Origin of the sequence: Acidocella sp. (genome assembly GCF_028687955.1) — a bacterium.
Lineage (GTDB): Bacteria > Pseudomonadota > Alphaproteobacteria > Acetobacterales > Acetobacteraceae > Acidocella.
In genome coordinates this window covers 14584-31674 of record NZ_JAQTZC010000005.1, presented here as the reverse complement: position 1 = coordinate 31674, position 17091 = coordinate 14584, and the positions used below count along the sequence as shown (strand labels likewise).

At 64.4% G+C, this 17091-nt stretch carries 14 protein-coding genes; 7 read left to right on the top strand and 7 right to left on the bottom strand.

Annotated elements, in window-relative coordinates:
• The first annotated feature begins 14 nt into the window (after positions 1 to 14).
• Both PHE40_RS01285 and PHE40_RS01280 read left to right on the top strand, forming a co-directional pair.
• Positions 15 to 356 carry an iron-sulfur cluster assembly accessory protein gene (locus PHE40_RS01285; RefSeq protein WP_299956878.1) on the top strand — a complete coding sequence of 114 codons (342 nt, stop codon included), beginning with the start codon at positions 15 to 17 and terminating at the stop codon, positions 354 to 356.
• A complete protein-coding gene (locus PHE40_RS01280) occupies positions 352 to 1131 on the top strand; it encodes an exodeoxyribonuclease III (RefSeq protein WP_299956926.1) in 780 nt (259 codons plus the stop codon). The genes PHE40_RS01285 and PHE40_RS01280 overlap by 5 nt, the downstream gene beginning before the upstream one ends.
• Positions 1132 to 1144: 13 nt before the next feature.
• Here the strand turns inward: PHE40_RS01280 and PHE40_RS01275 are convergent, their stop codons facing one another.
• Together PHE40_RS01275 and PHE40_RS01270 are read right to left on the bottom strand one after the other, a co-directional pair.
• On the bottom strand, positions 1145 to 1585 hold the full coding sequence (locus tag PHE40_RS01275; RefSeq protein ID WP_299956877.1) for an Rrf2 family transcriptional regulator: 441 nt from the start codon (positions 1583 to 1585) through the stop codon (positions 1145 to 1147).
• A 71-nt stretch (positions 1586 to 1656) separates the two neighbouring features.
• Positions 1657 to 3243: an NAD(P)/FAD-dependent oxidoreductase gene (locus PHE40_RS01270; RefSeq protein WP_299956874.1), complete on the bottom strand. Its 1587-nt coding sequence runs from the start codon at positions 3241 to 3243 to the stop codon at positions 1657 to 1659.
• Positions 3244 to 3279: 36 nt separating this feature from the next.
• Here PHE40_RS01270 and PHE40_RS01265 point away from each other — a divergent pair, with 36 nt between their 5' ends.
• Entirely contained in the window at positions 3280 to 5427 is a 2148-nt protein-coding gene (locus tag PHE40_RS01265; RefSeq protein WP_299956871.1) for a glycosyltransferase, read from the top strand.
• Here PHE40_RS01265 and PHE40_RS01260 read toward each other — a convergent pair.
• The 3 genes from PHE40_RS01260 to tyrS all read right to left on the bottom strand — a co-directional run bounded on the left by PHE40_RS01260 (position 5388) and on the right by tyrS (position 10279).
• Positions 5388 to 5570 (bottom strand): hypothetical protein, encoded by a 183-nt coding sequence (locus PHE40_RS01260; RefSeq protein ID WP_299956869.1) that lies wholly within the window; start codon positions 5568 to 5570, stop codon positions 5388 to 5390. The two genes, PHE40_RS01265 and PHE40_RS01260, sit on opposite strands and share 40 nt — an antisense overlap.
• Positions 5563 to 8883 carry a DUF2126 domain-containing protein gene (locus tag PHE40_RS01255; protein ID WP_299956866.1) on the bottom strand — a complete coding sequence of 1107 codons (3321 nt, stop codon included), beginning with the start codon at positions 8881 to 8883 and terminating at the stop codon, positions 5563 to 5565. Before PHE40_RS01255 ends, PHE40_RS01260 begins: the two co-directional genes overlap by 8 nt.
• A 163-nt stretch (positions 8884 to 9046) precedes the next feature.
• Positions 9047 to 10279, bottom strand: a complete 1233-nt coding sequence (gene tyrS, locus PHE40_RS01250) for a tyrosine--tRNA ligase (RefSeq protein WP_299956863.1) — start codon at positions 10277 to 10279, stop codon at positions 9047 to 9049.
• Positions 10280 to 10315: 36 nt separating this feature from the next.
• Between tyrS and PHE40_RS01245 the strand changes: the two genes are divergently transcribed.
• Positions 10316 to 11593, top strand: a complete 1278-nt coding sequence (locus PHE40_RS01245) for a glycosyltransferase family 87 protein (protein WP_299956860.1) — start codon at positions 10316 to 10318, stop codon at positions 11591 to 11593.
• Between the two features lie 31 nt (positions 11594 to 11624).
• Positions 11625 to 12692, top strand: a complete 1068-nt coding sequence (locus PHE40_RS01240; protein ID WP_299956924.1) for an anhydro-N-acetylmuramic acid kinase — start codon at positions 11625 to 11627, stop codon at positions 12690 to 12692.
• Here PHE40_RS01240 and PHE40_RS01235 read toward each other — a convergent pair.
• Positions 12674 to 14380, bottom strand: a complete 1707-nt coding sequence (locus PHE40_RS01235) for a hypothetical protein (RefSeq protein ID WP_299956857.1) — start codon at positions 14378 to 14380, stop codon at positions 12674 to 12676. The genes PHE40_RS01240 and PHE40_RS01235 overlap by 19 nt on opposite strands.
• Positions 14377 to 15804: an FMN-binding glutamate synthase family protein gene (locus PHE40_RS01230; protein ID WP_299956854.1), complete on the bottom strand. Its 1428-nt coding sequence runs from the start codon at positions 15802 to 15804 to the stop codon at positions 14377 to 14379. Before PHE40_RS01230 ends, PHE40_RS01235 begins: the two co-directional genes overlap by 4 nt.
• 123 nt (positions 15805 to 15927) lie before the next feature.
• Here PHE40_RS01230 and ppk2 point away from each other — a divergent pair, with 123 nt between their 5' ends.
• Both ppk2 and hisI read left to right on the top strand, forming a co-directional pair.
• Positions 15928 to 16683 carry a polyphosphate kinase 2 gene (gene ppk2 / locus PHE40_RS01225; RefSeq protein WP_299956851.1) on the top strand — a complete coding sequence of 252 codons (756 nt, stop codon included), beginning with the start codon at positions 15928 to 15930 and terminating at the stop codon, positions 16681 to 16683.
• Complete coding sequence (gene hisI, locus PHE40_RS01220; RefSeq protein WP_299956848.1) at positions 16680 to 17078, top strand: phosphoribosyl-AMP cyclohydrolase; 399 nt, start codon at positions 16680 to 16682, stop codon at positions 17076 to 17078. Before ppk2 ends, hisI begins: the two co-directional genes overlap by 4 nt.
• Positions 17079 to 17091 lie beyond the last annotated feature (13 nt).

Here is a 17091-nt window from a genome sequence, read left to right as displayed (position 1 = left end):
CTATATAAGCAGGCATGAGCGAAACACTTGAAACTTTCCGGCTTTCTCCGGCCGCCGCCGCGCGAGTGGCGGAAATTCTGCAAAGCGAACCAGCGCAAAAAGCCCTGCGCGTGGAAGTGGTGGCCGGCGGCTGCTCGGGCTTTCAGTATAAGTTCGACCTAACGGCCGAGCAGCATCCTGACGATCTGGTGATCCAGGCGCAGGGCGCGACCGTGTTCGTCGACCCCAGCAGCTTGGAATTGCTCGCTGGGGCGGAGTTGGAGTTCAAGGACTCCCTGATGGGCGCGCATTTTGCGGTGAAAAACCCGATCGCCAAATCCTCCTGCGGCTGCGGCACGTCGTTTTCAGTTGATTAAGATCACCACCTGGAACGTGAACTCGGTGCGCACGCGCGAGTCGCATGTGGCGGATTTTCTGGCGCGCGAGCAGCCGGACCTGTTGCTGCTCCAGGAGATCAAATGCGAGGAGCATCAGTTTCCGCGCATGGCCTTTAAAAACCTAGGCTATGATGCCGTGGTCGTCGGCCAGAAATCCTATAACGGTGTCGCTGTGCTGCACCGCGTCCCGGTCGAGGTTTTGCACCCCAGGCTGCCGGGCATGCCGGAGTCCGACACGCATGCGCGTTTCATCGAGGTACGCACCCAAGGCATTACGGTTGGCAATCTCTACCTGCCCAATGGCAATTCCGGCGGGGATGAAGGCTATGCCTACAAGCTGGCCTGGATGGAGGCGCTGCGCGCGCATTCAGAGAGCCTCATGGACGCGGATACCGACTTTGTCCTGGCCGGGGATTATAACGTCTGCCCAACCGATGCTGATTTCGCCCCCCGCGCCCTGCCGGCGGGCGATGCGCTGCTCCGCCCGGAGACGCGCGCAGCCTTCAACGCGCTGATTTGGACCGGGCTGACCGACGCCACCCGCGCGCTCTACCCGAGCGAGACCCTCTATACCTTCTGGGATTATCAGGCCAGCGCGTGGGACCGCAACGCCGGGCTGCGGATTGATTTTCAGCTGCTCTCGCCGCGTCTGGCGGAACGGCTGACGGATGTGATCATCCATAAGGATGAACGTGCCAAGCCGCAGCCCTCGGACCATGTGCCGCTTTCAGTGAAACTCGCCAAAGCCGCCTGAGCGGCGGGCTTGCTCAACCCTCCAGCACAGTGCGGGCCTTGCCTTCGGCCAGCGCCTGCGCCAGCGAGGTGCCATCCAGCTCATGCGCCACGGCATCGCGCACCCGGCGCATGACCCGGCGGATTTCGCAGGTCTGCTCGTCGCGGCAGTCGTCGCATTTACGGTAATAATTCACGCTGACGCAGGAGAGTAGGGCCAAAGGCCCGTCCATGATCCGCACGACCTGGCCAAAGGTGATCAGATCAGCCGGTTTGGCCAGGGCGTAGCCGCCGCCACGGCCGCGGCGGCTGCGTACCAGGCCATTGCGGTTGAGCTCTAGCAGAATCGCCTCCAGAAATTTTTTCGGCAGATTTTCACGCTCGGCAATGTCGCTCACCAACAGCAGCTCATCGCTGTTCCCGCGCGCCAACACCAACAGCGCCTGCAACGCATATTTGCATTTTTGCGACAGCATTTTCCTGCTCCTGTGGCGTGACGGGCAATTATATCCCCTCTATACCATGGTTTGCCGATAGGAAATATGTTTCATCCGCCCGTCAGGCTCAGCCCGACCGCCTCGGCGACCTTGATGCCATCCACACCGGCGGAGAGAATGCCCCCCGCATAGCCTGCCCCCTCGCCCGCTGGATAGAGTCCGCGCGTGCTGAGCGAGCAGAAATCCTGCCCGCGGGTGATGCGCACTGGCGAGGAGGTGCGGGTTTCCACCCCGGTCAGCACCGCATCGGGCCGGGAAAACCCGCGTATCTGTTTCTCAAACGCTGGCAGCGCCTCGCGGATGGCGGCGATGGCGTAATCAGGCAGGGTGGGGGCGAGGTCCGTGAGGTGAACGCCCGGTTTGTAGGAGGGCAACACCTCGCCAAACGCCGTTGAAGCCCGCCCGGCGATGAAATCCCCCACCAGCTGTCCCGGCGCCGCGTAAGTGCCGCCGCCCGCGGCATAGGCGGCCGACTCCCAGCGGCGCTGAAATTCCACACCGGCCAGCACATCGCCGGGGTAGTCAGCCGGGGTGATGCCGACCACGATGCCCGCATTGGCGTTGCGCTCGTTGCGTGAATACTGGCTCATGCCGTTGGTCACCACGCGCCCTGGCTCGGAGGTGGCGGCCACCACCGTGCCGCCGGGGCACATGCAGAAGCTATAAACCGAGCGGCCGTTGCCCGCGTGATGTACCAGCTTGTAATCCGCCGCGCCCAGAATCGGGTTGCCCGCGAAGGCGCCAAAGCGGTGCTGGTCGATCATCGATTGCGGATGCTCAATGCGAAACCCGACCGAAAACGGCTTCGCTTCCATGAACACGCCGCGCTGGTGCAGCATCGCGAAGGTATCACGCGCGGAATGGCCCACCGCCAGCACGACATGGCCGGTCTCGATCCGCTCGCCCGATTCCAGCACCACCGCACGCACCTGCCCTTCGGTGATCTCGATATCAGTCACCTTGCAGCCAAAGCGGTATTCACCGCCCAGCGCCTCGATGCCCGCCCGCATCGTCTCAACCATGCCGACCAGGCGGAAGGTGCCGATATGCGGTTTGGCGACATAGAGAATCTCTTCCGGCGCGCCGGCCTTCACGAACTCGGTGAGCACCTTGCGGCCAAGATGGCGCGGGTCCTTGATCTGCGAATAGAGCTTGCCATCCGAGAACGTGCCCGCCCCGCCCTCGCCGAACTGCACGTTGGATTCCGGGTTGAGCACGCCGCGCCGCCACAGGCCCCAGGTGTCCTTCGTGCGCTGGCGCACCACCTTGCCACGCTCCAGAATGATGGGCGCGAAGCCCATCTGCGCCAGCACCAGCGCCGCGAAAATGCCGCACGGCCCGGTGCCGATGACCACGGGGCGCCGGGCGGGCGGCGCCTTAGCCTGGGTGACAAATTTATACGCAACATCGGGCACCGGCTCGCCGTAAGCCACGGGCACGGACAGCTCGGCATCGATGGTGTAGACCAGCGTGATGCCGCTCTTTTTGCGTGCATCGAAGGCGCGGCGGAACACCTGCATACCCAGCAGCTGCGCATCGGCCACGCCGAAAGCCGCGCAAACCGCGGCGCGCAGCTGCGTTTCGTCATGGTTCAGGTTCAGGCGCAGGCCGGTTATGCGTTTGGGATAAATTGCCATAATCTCCGCTCTATAACCGGAAAGCCCGCAACGCCAATGCCGCCCCGCCTCATTATCGACATGCGCTGCTTGCAAGACCGCAACTATAGCGAACGCGGCATCGGCAACCATGCGCGCAACCTCATCGCCCATGCGCCGGAGCCGTTCATCGGCCTGTACGACCCCGCGCTGCCGCCGCTGCCCGCTGATATGGCCGCGCAGGCGGCGGCGCTCTCACCCCATGCCTACCTGCCGGGCCTATCGCCGGGGGCGGTGTTGCTCAACCCCTCGCCGATGAGCCCTGACCAGCATTTTCTGGCGCGCCTGCTGCACGCCCCGGGCATCACCAAGGCGGTGTGCGTGCATGATTTCATCCCCTATGACGACCAGGAGAACTACCTCACCCACCCGCTCAACCGGCTGGACTATTTCGCCGCGATGGCATGGCTGGAGCGCTATGATGTGTTTTTTCCGAATTCGGAGGCCACCGCTGAGCGCCTGCGTGGCCTCTATGGCCCGGTGCGCGCGCAGATAACCGGCGTGGCATTGCCGCCCTGGGCGGAGGGCATTACGCCGCTGCCGCCGCGCCATATCCTCATGGTCGGCGGGGACGATGCCCGCAAAAACCCCGAGGTGCTGGCCCGCGCCCATGCCGCCAGCGCGATATTACGCCGTATTCCCCTGGTGATCAGTGGCAGTTGCCGGGCGGAGACGGCAGCGCGCCTGCGCGCCATCACGCGGGTAGAACTTCCCGGCCGGGTGAGCGAGGCGCAGATGCGCGCGCTCTATGCGCGGGCGCTCTGCGTCGTCACCCCCTCACGGGCGGAAGGGTTTTCTCTGCCCGTCATCGAGGCTGCCGCTGCGGGTGTGCCCTCCATCGCCTCGGACATCGCGGCCCACCGCGCCTTGGGTGTTGCGGCGGGGGAGCGTTTCGCGCCGGAGGATGCAGCGGGGCTGACTGGGATTCTGGAAACGCTGGCACATAATGCGGGGCGGCGGGCGGTAATTATTTCCGCGCAGGCGGACATCTGGCGCCCTTTCAGCGGCAAGGCCATCGCCGCCAGGCTCTGGCAGGTGTTGACGCCGCAAGCGCCGGCCATTTTGCGGCGCGGAAAACCCCGCATCGCCATGCTCACCCCCCTGCCCCCGGAAAAATCCGGCATCGCCCGTTACGCCGCCGCCACGGCGCGCGCGCTGGTGCCGCTGGCCGATGTCACGCTCGTCCCCACCACCCAGGCTTGCGCGATTGCTCACACCTCGCCGCGATATGACCGTGTGCTCAGCGTGCTCGGCAATGCGCCGCTGCATGGTGAAATTTATGATCTGGCGGTGAAATGGGGCAGCGCCGTGCTCTGCCACGACTCGCGCCTGCTGGGCCTTGCGACCCGCAACGGCCCCAAACCCGCCGCTGCCCAAGCCAGCCGGGAGCTGGGGCGCAACGTGGCGCCGCGCGAGATTATCGCCTGGGCCAGGGATGAACGCCAGCGCGAAGCCTGCTTTCTGGGTGAACTCGCACGCGCCGCGCGGCCGCTCATCTTTCACAGCCCGCAGCCGGTGGCTGAGGTGGCGGCGCGCTTTGGCGTGGCGGCAAAACATCTGCCCTTCGCCCTCCAGCGCGAATTTGCCCCGCGCACGGCGGCAGCCCGGGCGCAGGCGCGCGCGGCGCTGGGGATTGCGCCAGGGCAGACGCTCATTGTCAGCTTCGGCTTCATCAGCCGCAACAAGGCCATCCCCGCCGCGCTGCATGCCCTGGCGCTGCTGCCCGGCGCGCGGCTGGTTTTTGTGGGCGAACCCACGCCCGACACCCCGGCATTCGAGACATTGGCCGCAAAACTGGGGCTTCGCGGCCGGGTGGCGTTCGGCCAAAGCTTTGTGCCCGAACGCGATTACCGCGACTATCTGCTGGCCGCTGATTGCGCGTTGCAACTGCGCGAGGGGCTGCCCGGCAATATCTCCGGCGCCTTGCAGGATTGCATAGCCGCTGGGCTGCCCAGCGTGGCCAGCCATGACCTTGCGGACAACATCGCAGCGCCCAGCTACATCAAAACCGTTTCAGACATGCTCGACCCAACTGAAATCGCCGCCGCGCTCATTGAGCGGCTGAGCGCGCATGATGACACCGAAGCCGAACGCCACGCCTACTGCGCGGCGCACGCCATGGCGCGTTATGCCGCCTCGCTGCTGGAGATTTTAGAAACCTCCTGACGCTCGTTTTCCAGCGCAATCGCCAGCAGCGCGCCTTCCAGCACCTCGTTGCGCCGCGCCAGCTCCAGCCTGATTGCCGCCAGCTCGTTGAACAATTCGGCAAAGACGTAGCGCTGGAGTCGGCGGATCAGGTTTTTAAGCATTGCGGCGCAGATCCAGCGTGCGCGGATACTCAACCGCGCGCACCTCGCGCGGCGCGAGCATCGGCCCTGGCGTATGGCCAAAGGGGAAGAAGCGCGAGCGCCGCCGTGCTTCCGCCGCATTCGCGTTCACGGGGAAATCATCATAGGCCCGCCCGCCCGGATGCGCGACATGATGGCTCATGCCGCCAATGCTGCGGCCGGACCATTTATCGTACACATCAAACACCAGCGGCACCTGCGCCGGGATGGTGGGGTGCAGCGCCGAATAAGGCTGCCAGGCCTTGAAGCGCACACCGGCCACATATTCACCCGGCACTTCGGTTTTTTGCAACGGCAGCGCGGCACCGTTGCAGGCCAGGGCGTAACGCTCATCCACCCAGCCGGAGACCTTCGCCTGCAACCGCTCGGCGGAGCTATCAACATAGCGCGCGGTGCCACCGGAGGTTTGTTCCTCGCCCAGAACATGCCACGGCTCCAGCGCGTGGCGCAGCTCCACGCGCATGTCACGCAGCGCGATCTCGCCCACCTGCGGGAAACGGAATTCCAGATGCGGCGCAAACCATTGCGGGTCCAGCCCGAACCCTAAAGCCTCAAGCTCGGCCAGCGCATCCTTGAAATCGGCCTCGGCGTAATGCGGCAGCAGAAATTCATCATGCAGCCGCGTGCCCCAGCGAACCAGCCGCCGCTCATAAGGTTTGTTCCAGAATGCGGCGATGGCCGAGCGCATCAGCAACACCTGCGCGGCTGACATCTGCGCGTGCGGCGGCATCTCAAAGGCGCGGAATTCCACCAGCCCGCGCCGCCCGGAGCCGCCATTGGGGGCATACATCTTGTCGATGCAAAATTCCGTGCGATGGCCGTTGCCGGTCATATCCGCGAGAATGTTGCGAAACAGCCGGTCCACCAGCCAGGGCGGGGTATAAGTTGCGCTGCTCACCTGCTGAAACGCGATCTCCAGCTCGTTCAGCGAGTCTTCACGCGCCTCGTCGATGCGCGGATGCTGGCTCGAAGGCCCTATGAACAACCCGCTGAACAAAAAGCTTAAGCTCGGGTGGTTATGCCAGAATCCCAGCATGGATTTCAGCAGATCCGGCCTACGCAGAAACGGGCTGTCAGCGGGCGTGGCGCCGCCCATCACCACATGGTTGCCACCCCCGGTGCCGACATGCCTGCCATCGAGCATGAACTTTTCGGTCATCAGCCCCACTTCGCGCGCCACCTCATAGAGCTGTTCGGTACGCTCCACGATCTCACCCCAGTTGGCGGCGGGGTGAATATTCGTCTCGATTACGCCAGGGTCCGGTGTGACGGAAAAATTGATCACCCGATCATCCTCGGGCGGCAGGTAGCCTTCCAGCACCACCTTGCGGCCCATGGCGGCGGCGGTTTCCTCCACCGCGGCGGTCAGCTCCAGCCAGTCGCTCACATCGTAAAGCGGCGGGTAAAAAACATGCAAAATCCCATCGCGCGCCTCCACCGCCAGCGCGGTGCGCACCAGCCCCGGCTCCTCGCGCCCCACCACCGGCGCATCTTGCGGCACGGGGCGGAACCCCTCGATGCCGCTGCCGCCATAACCCTCGCGCGTCAGCTGCATGGAGTCACGTTTGGGCAATTTCTTGCGCGGGGCGAACGGGTCGGTCTCGAACTCAACCTCCCTATGCGCCGGGTCCGCCCAGGGCAGACTCTCCAGCGGCAGGCGCAGCCCCACGGGCGAATCACCGGGGATCAGGAACATCACATCATCGCGGAAAAACCATTTGCCGCTCTGCCAGGCGCGCTCACCCGCCATGACCACCCGGCGCAGCGGCAGCACGCTGCCCACGGGTGCCGCCAACCCCTGGCCGAACACCTTCGCCAGCCGCGCGCGTTCCAGCTCGTCGCCCAGCCTGGACTCCATGGCCACCACATTCGCGGGCAGTCGCTTCTCGCGCCACAGATAATAATGGATATCCTCATACGCCTGGTTCACCAGCGCCGGGTTCACCTGCAACCGCTCAGCCAGCGCGGTGGTAAAGGCCGCCGCATCCGCCGCCGCCGCGTCGTCCTTGTCATCATCGCTGGCCAGCAGTGCCGGGTTTTTCCACACCGGCTCGCCATCCGCGCGCCAATGCGCATGAATCGCCCAGCGTGGCAGCTGCTCGCCCGGATAATGCTTGCCCATGTTATAGGTGAGCGCCGCGCCCTTACTCCACAGCGGGGTGAGCTTGCGGATCAGCCGTCCGGCGAATTGGCGCTTGGTTGGCCCCAAAGCATCGATATTCCACTCCGGCGCCTCAAAATCGGAGGCAGCCACAAATGTCGGCTCGCCGCCCATGGTGAGGCGCACATCGCCGCGCGCCAATGCCGCATCCACCGCCTGGCCTTGGGCCAGAATATCCTGCCACACGCGCGGGGTGTAAGGCTTGGTCACGCGTGGCGTCTCGGCCACGCGGGTCACCTTCATGTCGAACTCAAATTCCGTTTCGCACGCGCCCACCAGCCCCGAAATCGCCGCGGCCGAGCTTGGCGAGGGTGTGGCGGCCAGCGGGATATGCCCCTCGCCTGCCATCAGCCCCGAGGTCGCATCCAGCCCGATCCACCCCGCTCCCGGCAGATACACCTCCGCCCAGGCGTGCAGATCGGTGAAGTCGGCGGTGGGGCCCTCGGCGCCGCCATCAACCGGCTTCACATCGGCGGTCAGCTGGATGAGATAGCCCGAAACAAACCGCGCCGCGAAGCCCAGGTGGCGCAGTAGATTCACCAGCAGCCAGGCGGAATCCCGGCAGGAGCCTTTCGCTTTGGTCAAGGTCTGCTCGGGGCTCCAAACGCCAGGCTCCATGCGCACCACATAGGAGATGCGCTCGGCAATCATCCGGTTGATGAGCACCAGCATGTCCACCATGCGCAGCTCTTTGTTGCCATGTTCGGCGTGGACCGCGCCGATGAGCGCCTGGAGTTTTTTGCCCGGATTGCGCAGCACGCGGAACGGCGCCAGCTCCTCGGCGAGAATTTCATCGTACTTAAACGGATACGTCTCCGCTTCCGGCTCCAGGAAAAAATCGAACGGGTTGATGGTCGCCATGTCGGCCACCAAATCCACCACCACCTCAAAACTCGTCACCCGCTCGGGGAACACCACCCGGGCCATGAAATTGCCTTGCGGGTCCTGCTGCCAGTTAAGAAAATGCGGCTGCGGCGAGACTTTCAGGGCGTATGAGAGGATCGGCGTGCGCGCATGCGGGGCGGGACGCAGGCGGATCGTCTGCGGGCCCAGGGCCACGGGGCGGTCATATTTGTAGGATGTACGATGTGTAATCGCGGCATGAACGGACATGCGATCTCCTTGGGCTTATAAATGCCACTCACCACGCAAAAACAAGTTTGGCAATGTAGGAGATGCCGCCTGAATCGTTCAATCCGGCGCGCGCAGACGAAGTTGATTTTTCAATGAACAGTTCCGGCACCCCGCGGGGCAGGATGCCGGAAAAATCAGCAGCTCAGGTCAACTTCACCAGAACATGGTGCTTCTTGCCGGCGGAGAGCTTCATCTCGGCCGCCGGTGCGATCACCTGCGCCTCGTCGGCCACCACCTCATCATTCAGCCGCGCGCCGCCGCCGCGTATCAGCCGCCGCGCCTCGCCATTGCTGGCGGCCAGCCCCGCGCGGGCAAACAGCGTGAACGCCGCCAGCCCGGTACCAAACTCCGCCGCGGGGATCTCCACGCGCGGCAACCCTTCGGCCACGCCGCCCTGGCTGAAGATTTTATGCGCCGTTACCGCCGCATCCACCGCTACCGCGCGGCCATGCGCCAGCGCGGTAGCCTCGGTCGCCAAAATCACCTTGGCGCCGTTCAGCTCCGCCCCGCCCAGCGCTTCCAGCCGCGCGATTTCATCCAGCGGCAGATCGGTGAACAGCTTCAGGAAGCGGCCAACATCCGCATCCTCGGTGTTGCGCCAGAACTGCCAGTAATGATACGGGCTGAGCTTTTCGGCCGAGAGCCACACCGCGCCCGCCGCCGACTTGCCCATTTTCGCGCCCGAGGCCGTGGTGATGAGCGGGGTCGTGAGGCCAAACACACCCTTCTGGTCGGTCCGGCGCACCAGATCAACGCCGGAGACGATATTGCCCCATTGGTCGGAGCCGCCCATCTGCAAAACCACGCCGTATTGGCGGCTCAGCGCGCGAAAATCATAGCTTTGCAGAATGGAGTAGTTGAACTCCAGGAAGGTGAGCCCCTGCTCACGCTCCAGCCGCGAGCGCACGGAATCGAACGAGAGCATGCGGTTGATGGAGAAATGCACGCCCACTTCGCGCAGCAGCTCGATATAGCTCAGCCGGTCCAGCCAGTCGGCATTATTGACCAGCACGGCATCATTCGGGCCGTCGCCAAAGGTTATGAACGCCTCGATGTTCGCGCGGATGCCGATGAGGTTTTTGGCGATCTGCTCGTCGGAGAGCAGCTGGCGCGCCTCCTCGCGGAAGGAGGGGTCACCGATCCGCGTCGTCCCCCCGCCCATCAGCGCCACCGGGCGGTGCCCGTGCTTCTGGAACAGGCGCAGCAGCATGATGGGGATCATATGGCCGACATGCAGGCTCTCGGCTGTCAGATCGAACCCGGCATAACCCGCAATCGGCCCCGCGGCGCAGGCGGCGTCGAGCGCCTCCTCGTCGGTGCACTGGAACACAAAGCCGCGCGCCTTCGCCTCGGCCAGAAACCCACTAACTGCCATCTTCTAATCCTCTTGCGCGCGGGGTAGCACAACCCGATGACAGTTCAAAACCTCACAATCTGGCCGCGTCTGCAAAGCGGCAGCTGGCTGACCCAGGAGCGCGCGCGCGGCTATCTGCGGCTGCTCGCCATCGCCAATCTTATCGGCCTTGCACTTGCGATCTGCCGGGGGACGGGCTGGCTGTTCCCTCCGGTGCCGCATTTTTCAACTGAGTTCCTGAGTTTTTATGCCGCCGGCCGGCTGGCCGCGGCGGGTCATGCGGCCTTGGTGTATGCGCCGGGCATTCCCGCCCATGCGTATATTGCCTCTTTTCATGTTCCGCCCGGGCATCAGGCGATGGAACACGCGCTGAGCCACGATCCCCAGGTGATGTATTTCAGTTTTTTCTACCCCCCGGTTTATTGGCTGCTCTGCGCGCCGCTTTCACTGTTGGCATATTACAGGGCCTATCTGCTCTGGGTGGGGCTGAGCGGCGCTTTGCTGTGGTGCTGCCTGCGCCAGATGATGGGCGGCTGGCTGCGGGCATGGCCAGCCCTGGCCTATCTGGCCATAACCGAGAACGCGGCCGTAGGCGAGAATGCGTTTTTATCCACCGCGCTCGTGGGATTTGGCCTGCTCAACCTGGAAAAACGGCCGCTCCTTGCCGGCGCCTGCTTCGGTGCGCTCTGTTACAAGCCAAATTTCGTGCTACCGGTGATCTTGCTGCTGCTGGCTGGCCGGCATCTGGCCGCCCTGGTGAGCGCCGCATTCACAGGTACAGCACTTTGTCTGCTTTCCGCCGTTTTGTTCGGGTGGCGTAACTGGCTTGGCTATTTTCTCGTCACCGTGCCACATGCCCAGTTCCTGTTCACCCATGGCGGTTTTTCCTACGCGCTCATGGTAACACCCGGTTCGGCTGTCCGCCTGCTGGGGGGTGGCGGCGTGCTGGCGGCGGCGGTGCAGGCTGGGGGCATGCTGTTTGGCGCCTATTGCATTTTCGCCACGCGCCGGGCCAGTTTCAACGTCCGGGCGGCAATGTTCGCCGCCAGCTTCCCGATGCTGCTTACCGTGATGCTCAGCTACGACCTGACCATGAGCGGACTGGCCATCCTCTACATGCTGCGCGAAGTAGAGCGCACAGCCTATCTGCCGTGGGAGAAAACCGCCCTGGCCGCGATGTTCGCGCTGCCCCTGGTGACCGAGATTTTGCGCACTCAAATGCATATCCCGCTGGATCCGCTGATCACCCTTACCTTCATGGCGCTGCTGCTGCGCCGCGCGGCCATGACGCCCGCCTGCCAGAACAGCTTGCCCTTGAATGCTTTTCATACCTAAGCCTAACACTGTAGCAATGAAAAACAAATCAATCCGTGCCATCGGCCTGATGTCCGGCACCTCGCTTGATGGCGTGGACGTTGCCTGGCTGGAGACCGATGGCGAGCGCATCACTCATTTCGGCCCCACCGCCATGCTGGCCTATGAGGATTCGCTGCGCGCCGATCTGCGCCGCCTGCTCGACCTCGCCCCCACCCTCGCGCCGGACGATGCCTTCCTGAAAGACGTGGAGCAGCGCCTCACCTATGAACATGCGATCGCCATTGCCTTGGCCGGGCGCAATGCGGATATCATCGGTTTTCATGGCCAGACCATTTTGCACGCGCCGGAACAGCATCGCACCTGGCAAATCGGCGATGCGGCCCAGCTGGCGCGGCTCGCGCGTATTCCGGTGGTGCATGATTTCCGCTCCGCCGATGTCGCCGCCGGGGGGCAGGGCGCGCCGCTGGCCCCGATCTTTCACGCCGCGATGGCGCATGATCTGCCCAAACCATTGCTGATCGTGAACATCGGCGGTGTTGCCAACATCACCTGGCTTGGCGCTGATGGGGAGATTCTCGCCTGCGACACCGGCCCTGGCAACGGCCCGCTGGATGATCTGGCGCAGGCGCATCTTGGCCTCCCTTATGACAAGGACGGCGCCCTGGCCGCCGCCGGCATTGTGGACGAAGCCCGGCTGGCCACGTTGCTGGCGCACCCGTATTTTAACAGACCGACGCCAAAATCACTGGACCGCCTCACCTTCTCCGCCCTCATCGCCCAGGCCACGGCGGCGCTGCCACCGGCGGATGCCGCGGCCACGCTGGCTGCCTTTTGCACCCGCGCCATCGCCACCGCACCGGTGCCCGCTGCCCCGCTGCGCGTGCTCGTGGGCGGCGGGGGGCGCAAAAACCCGGTGCTGATGGCCGGGCTGCAAGCGCAATTCGCCGCGCCGGTGCAACCGGTGGAAGCCGCCGGATGGGATGGCGACGCGCTGGAGGCGCAGTGCTTCGCCTATCTGGCCGTGCGCGCGCTAAAGGGCCTACCGCTCTCGCTGCCCGGCACCACCGGCGTTGCCCGCCCGCTCACCGGCGGGCGGCTTCAGAACGTTATTTTATAAAGCCGCCAGCCCTGCGCGTTGCTGCCCAAAGGCTGCAACCAAGGGGGCTGGTTGCCTGCCTCCAGCGCGTCCCACAGGGTGGTTTCTGGTAAATCCGCAACCAGCGGGTAGCGCGCCACGGTGGGGCAAAACAGCACGAACCGCGCGCCAGCCGCCAGCACCGCCCCCGGCACCCGCGCGCCTGGCGTGGCGCGCCATGCCGCGCGGTCACGCAAATAGCCCCGCAGGCCATGTTGATACAGCGACCCCACTGTTTCCACCCGCGTGCGGTACAGTAATTCGGGCGAATCCTCCGCCGGAGCCAGCACCACCTGCCCGGCCGCCGGAACCAGCAAGGGTGCAATTTCACGCAGGTTGCAGGAGGGATAATGTGTCCCGGCCGACCCAGCTGAGGGTTTATTCAGCCCCGCCGCGGCCGCCACCGGCACCAGCAGCACGGCGAGCAAAACCCCCAGGCGCGAGAGCATCGCCACCATCGGCCGCGCCTCAAATCGCAGGCTCACTTCGCTCAACGCCAATGGCAGCAGCACCGCCGCCGCCACGGGCGCGAATGCGGCGAACAGTATGAATTGAACGCCCAGGACCAGCGCCACAGCCGTGCACGCCGCGATATAGAGCCACAGCCAGCGCGCCCATCCCGCCGCGCGCCATAGCGCATAGCCCAGCGCCAGCGCACCTGGCCCCAGATACACCAGCAGCCCCCACCCGCGCACGGGCTGCAATTCCTGGATCAACCCAAAAAATTTATGGGCATCCGCCGCCGGCATGATGCCATACGGCCCCAGCGCCACCTTCGGGAACATCGCCACCCAGCCCGCCACGGCCAGCGCCATCAGCGCCACCCCCAGCGGGCGGGCGTGTTTTGGCCGCCAGCGCGCCTCCAGCAGCCACAGCCCGACGGCGCCCGCCAGCAAGAGCATGCCCAGCACCACATAAACCAGCGACAGCCGGTCAATCTCCGGCACACCCCAGCCGCCCTGGGGCGGGTCAATCATCAGCGCGATGCTCAGCACATCGAAAAATCCGGCCGCGCAAGCGGTGATCGTCTTACCCAGGGGCACATACAGCCAGCGCAGCAGCAGCGCCGCGAACGCCATCAACACAAAGGGCATGGTCTCGGGTGTAAGCCAGATGGCGAAACCGCCGCTCACCCCGGCGAGCAGCCCGTAGGTGATATTATCGTGCCAGGCGCGCGCCACGCAGCCCACCGTCAGCACAATCAGCACCAGCAGCAAAATATGGTAATGCACAATTCCCGGAACGGCGAAGGCCTGCAGCCCCGGCAGCAGCGCCGCCGCCACGGCCGCCGCCCATAAAAAGCGCCGCGCGGCGAAAGGCTCCGCCACCCAGGCACAGGCAGCCCCCAGCGCGCCAACCCCCAGCGGCCCCAGCGCCACCCCCGCCACATACAGCGCCCGGTGCCAGCCGATAAACGGCGCGAAGGGCGCCGCCAACAGCCACAGCACTATATCCAGCAGGCGCGACCACTCCACCATCACCCCCGCGCCGGAATCATCACGCGCCACCCTGATCACCAGATGTCCGGCGCGGATGCCATCCTCCAGCCGCAACAGGCGCATGTAGCTGTCAGGATCGTTCAAACTGCCCGCGAGCACGCCGGGCCATTGATGCGCCCCGGCCACGATGTTGAGCGCGGCGGCCAGGAGAAACAGCAGCGGATACATCATCCCGCATGCGCCCTGAAACCGCCCACACCGCGCTCGATCTCGGTGACATGGCGCGGCCGCAAGCCGCTGGCGTCCGTCAGCCCGCAGGAATGCGCGATCATCTCCACCTCATCCATCAGCCGCCCCGCATAGCGGCTTACCCGCACCGCCTTGTCCGCCGGGTCCAGCCCCGCGATCAACCGCGGGTCGGCGGCGGTCACCCCCGTGGGGCAGCGCCCGGAGCCGCATTTCATCGCCTGGATGCACCCGAGCGAAAACATGAAGCCCCGCGCGGAGGAAACGAAATCCGCCCCCATGCACAGCGCCCAGGCCACCTTGTCCGGCGTTATCAATTTACCCGCCGCGATGATGCGTATCCGCCCGGTCAGCCCATGTTCATCGCGCAACGCCACCGCATAGGGCAGCGCCTGGGTGATCGGCAGCCCCATATAGTCAGCCAGCGGCTCCGGCGCCGCGCCGGTGCCGCCCTCGCCGCCGTCCACCTGGATATAATCAGGGCAATGCTCTGGGTTCTCCACACAGTCGCTGAACCATTCATCAAGGAAGCGCGGATCGCCGACAACGAACTTAACCCCCACCGGCTTGCCGGTGATCCCTCGCACCCGGGCGATGAAGGCGCCCAGCTCTGCGATATTGCCGATATCACGGTGGCGGTTGGGAGAGATGCTGTCATGCCCTTCGGGAATGCCGCGAATGGCGGCGATTTCCGCTGTCACCTTGCCGCCTGGCAACACGCCACCCTTGCCCGGCTTGGCGCCCTGAGCCAGTTTCACCTCGAACATCTTCACCTGCGGCATCGCCGCGATCTCGCGCAGCCGCGCCTCTGAAAGCGCGCCGTTGGCATCGCGCACACCATATTTGGCGGTGCCGATCTGCATGATGATATCCGCCCCGCCCTCCAGATGGAATTTAGAGAGTCCGCCCTCGCCGGTGCTCATCCACACGCCCGCGAGCTTTGCCCCGCGCGAGAGCGCGCTCACCGCCGCATGGCTCAGCGCGCCATAGCTCATGCCCGAGATGTTAAAAAAATTCTGCCCCATGTAAGGCTGCGCGCACGCCCCTGGGCCGTTGGCGATGCCGATCAGCTTACCGGGAAAATGCCGCTTCTCCTCATCGAGCACGGGAAACGCGGCATTGCGGAACACAAAGCTCGGCACATTCTCCGAGCCGAAGCTCACCAGATTGGAAACCCCTTTCGCCGAACGGTACACCCAGCTGCGCTCCAGCCGGTTGAACGGCCGCTCCGCCCAGTCCGGCAGATACTGGTACTGGCGCATATATTCGCCCCAGGTCTCGGCGAAATAGCGGAAATGCCCGATAACGGGAAAATTACGCAGCACCGTGTGCTTTTGCTGGTGCGTGTCGCGCCAATACACCACCGCCAGCCCCGCTGCGGCGCCGGCCGCCAATATCCCCAGAACCATATAAGTGCTCCCTGGCCTTTTGCCCGAACGTCATAGCCTTGAATCGCGCGCATGTCTCTGTTCGCGCATGCCTCGGTTCCGGCGCGATCTGGCATCCAAACCCGCTTGGGTTTATGATTACGTATGGCAAAAGATAAGAGCTACGACAAAACCCTGCACCACCTGCAAGTCGAGCTGGTGAAGCTCCAGCGCCATGTGATTTCACGCGGCCAGAATGTGCTCATCATCCTTGAAGGCCGCGACGGTGCGGGCAAGGACGGCACCATCAAGCGCATCATCGAGCATCTCTCCCCGCGCGACATCCGCGTCGTGGCGCTCTCCAAGCCGTCCGACGTTGAGGCCACCCAGTGGTATTTCCAGCGTTATGTGAACCACCTGCCGGCCGCTGGCGAGATCGTGCTGTTCAACCGCTCCTGGTACAACCGCGCCGGTGTGGAGCATGTCATGGGATTCTGCTCTGACCATGACTACCACACCTTCCTGCGCAACGTGCCGGTGTTCGAGGCCATGCTGGCCGATTCCGGCATCACGGTGATCAAATACTACCTCGACATCGACCGCAAGGAACAAAAAAAACGCCTTGAGGCCCGCCATGACGATCCGCTGAAACAATGGAAAATCAGCCCGATCGACGAGAAGGCCCTGAAACATTTTGATGACTACACCAAGGCCCGCAACACCATGCTGCGCGCGACCGACAGCGCCACCGCGCCATGGATGGTGGTGCGCGCCAATGACAAAAAAACCGCCCGCATGGCGATTATCGCCGATCTCATCACCAGGGTGGACTATGCCGACGCCACCCCGCTCGACACCCATAGCGAGATCGTCTGCCGGTTCGATGAAGCCTGCCTCACCAACGGCATGCTCGCCTCATGAACGCGCTGCTGGACAAGCTCACATTCGACGCCAACGGGCTGATCCCCGCCATCGCCCAGCAGCATGATACGGGTGAGGTGCTGATGATGGCCTGGATGAACCGCGACTCCATCGAGGAGACCCTCAAGACCGGCCAGGTCTGCTATTGGTCGCGCTCGCGGCGGAAGCTGTGGCGCAAGGGCGAATCCTCCGGCCAGGAACAAAGGCTGGTGGAGCTGAGACTCGACTGCGACGGCGACACATTGTTGCTCCTGGTCGACCAGAAGGGCGTGGCCTGCCACACCGGCCGGCGAAACTGTTTTTTCCTGGCCTGGCGCGGCGGAGAGCTGGTGGAAATCGCTAAGCCTCTCGTCGACCCGGAGCAGCTCTACAAGTATGCGCCCCCCTCCACTTGATAGATTTTCAATT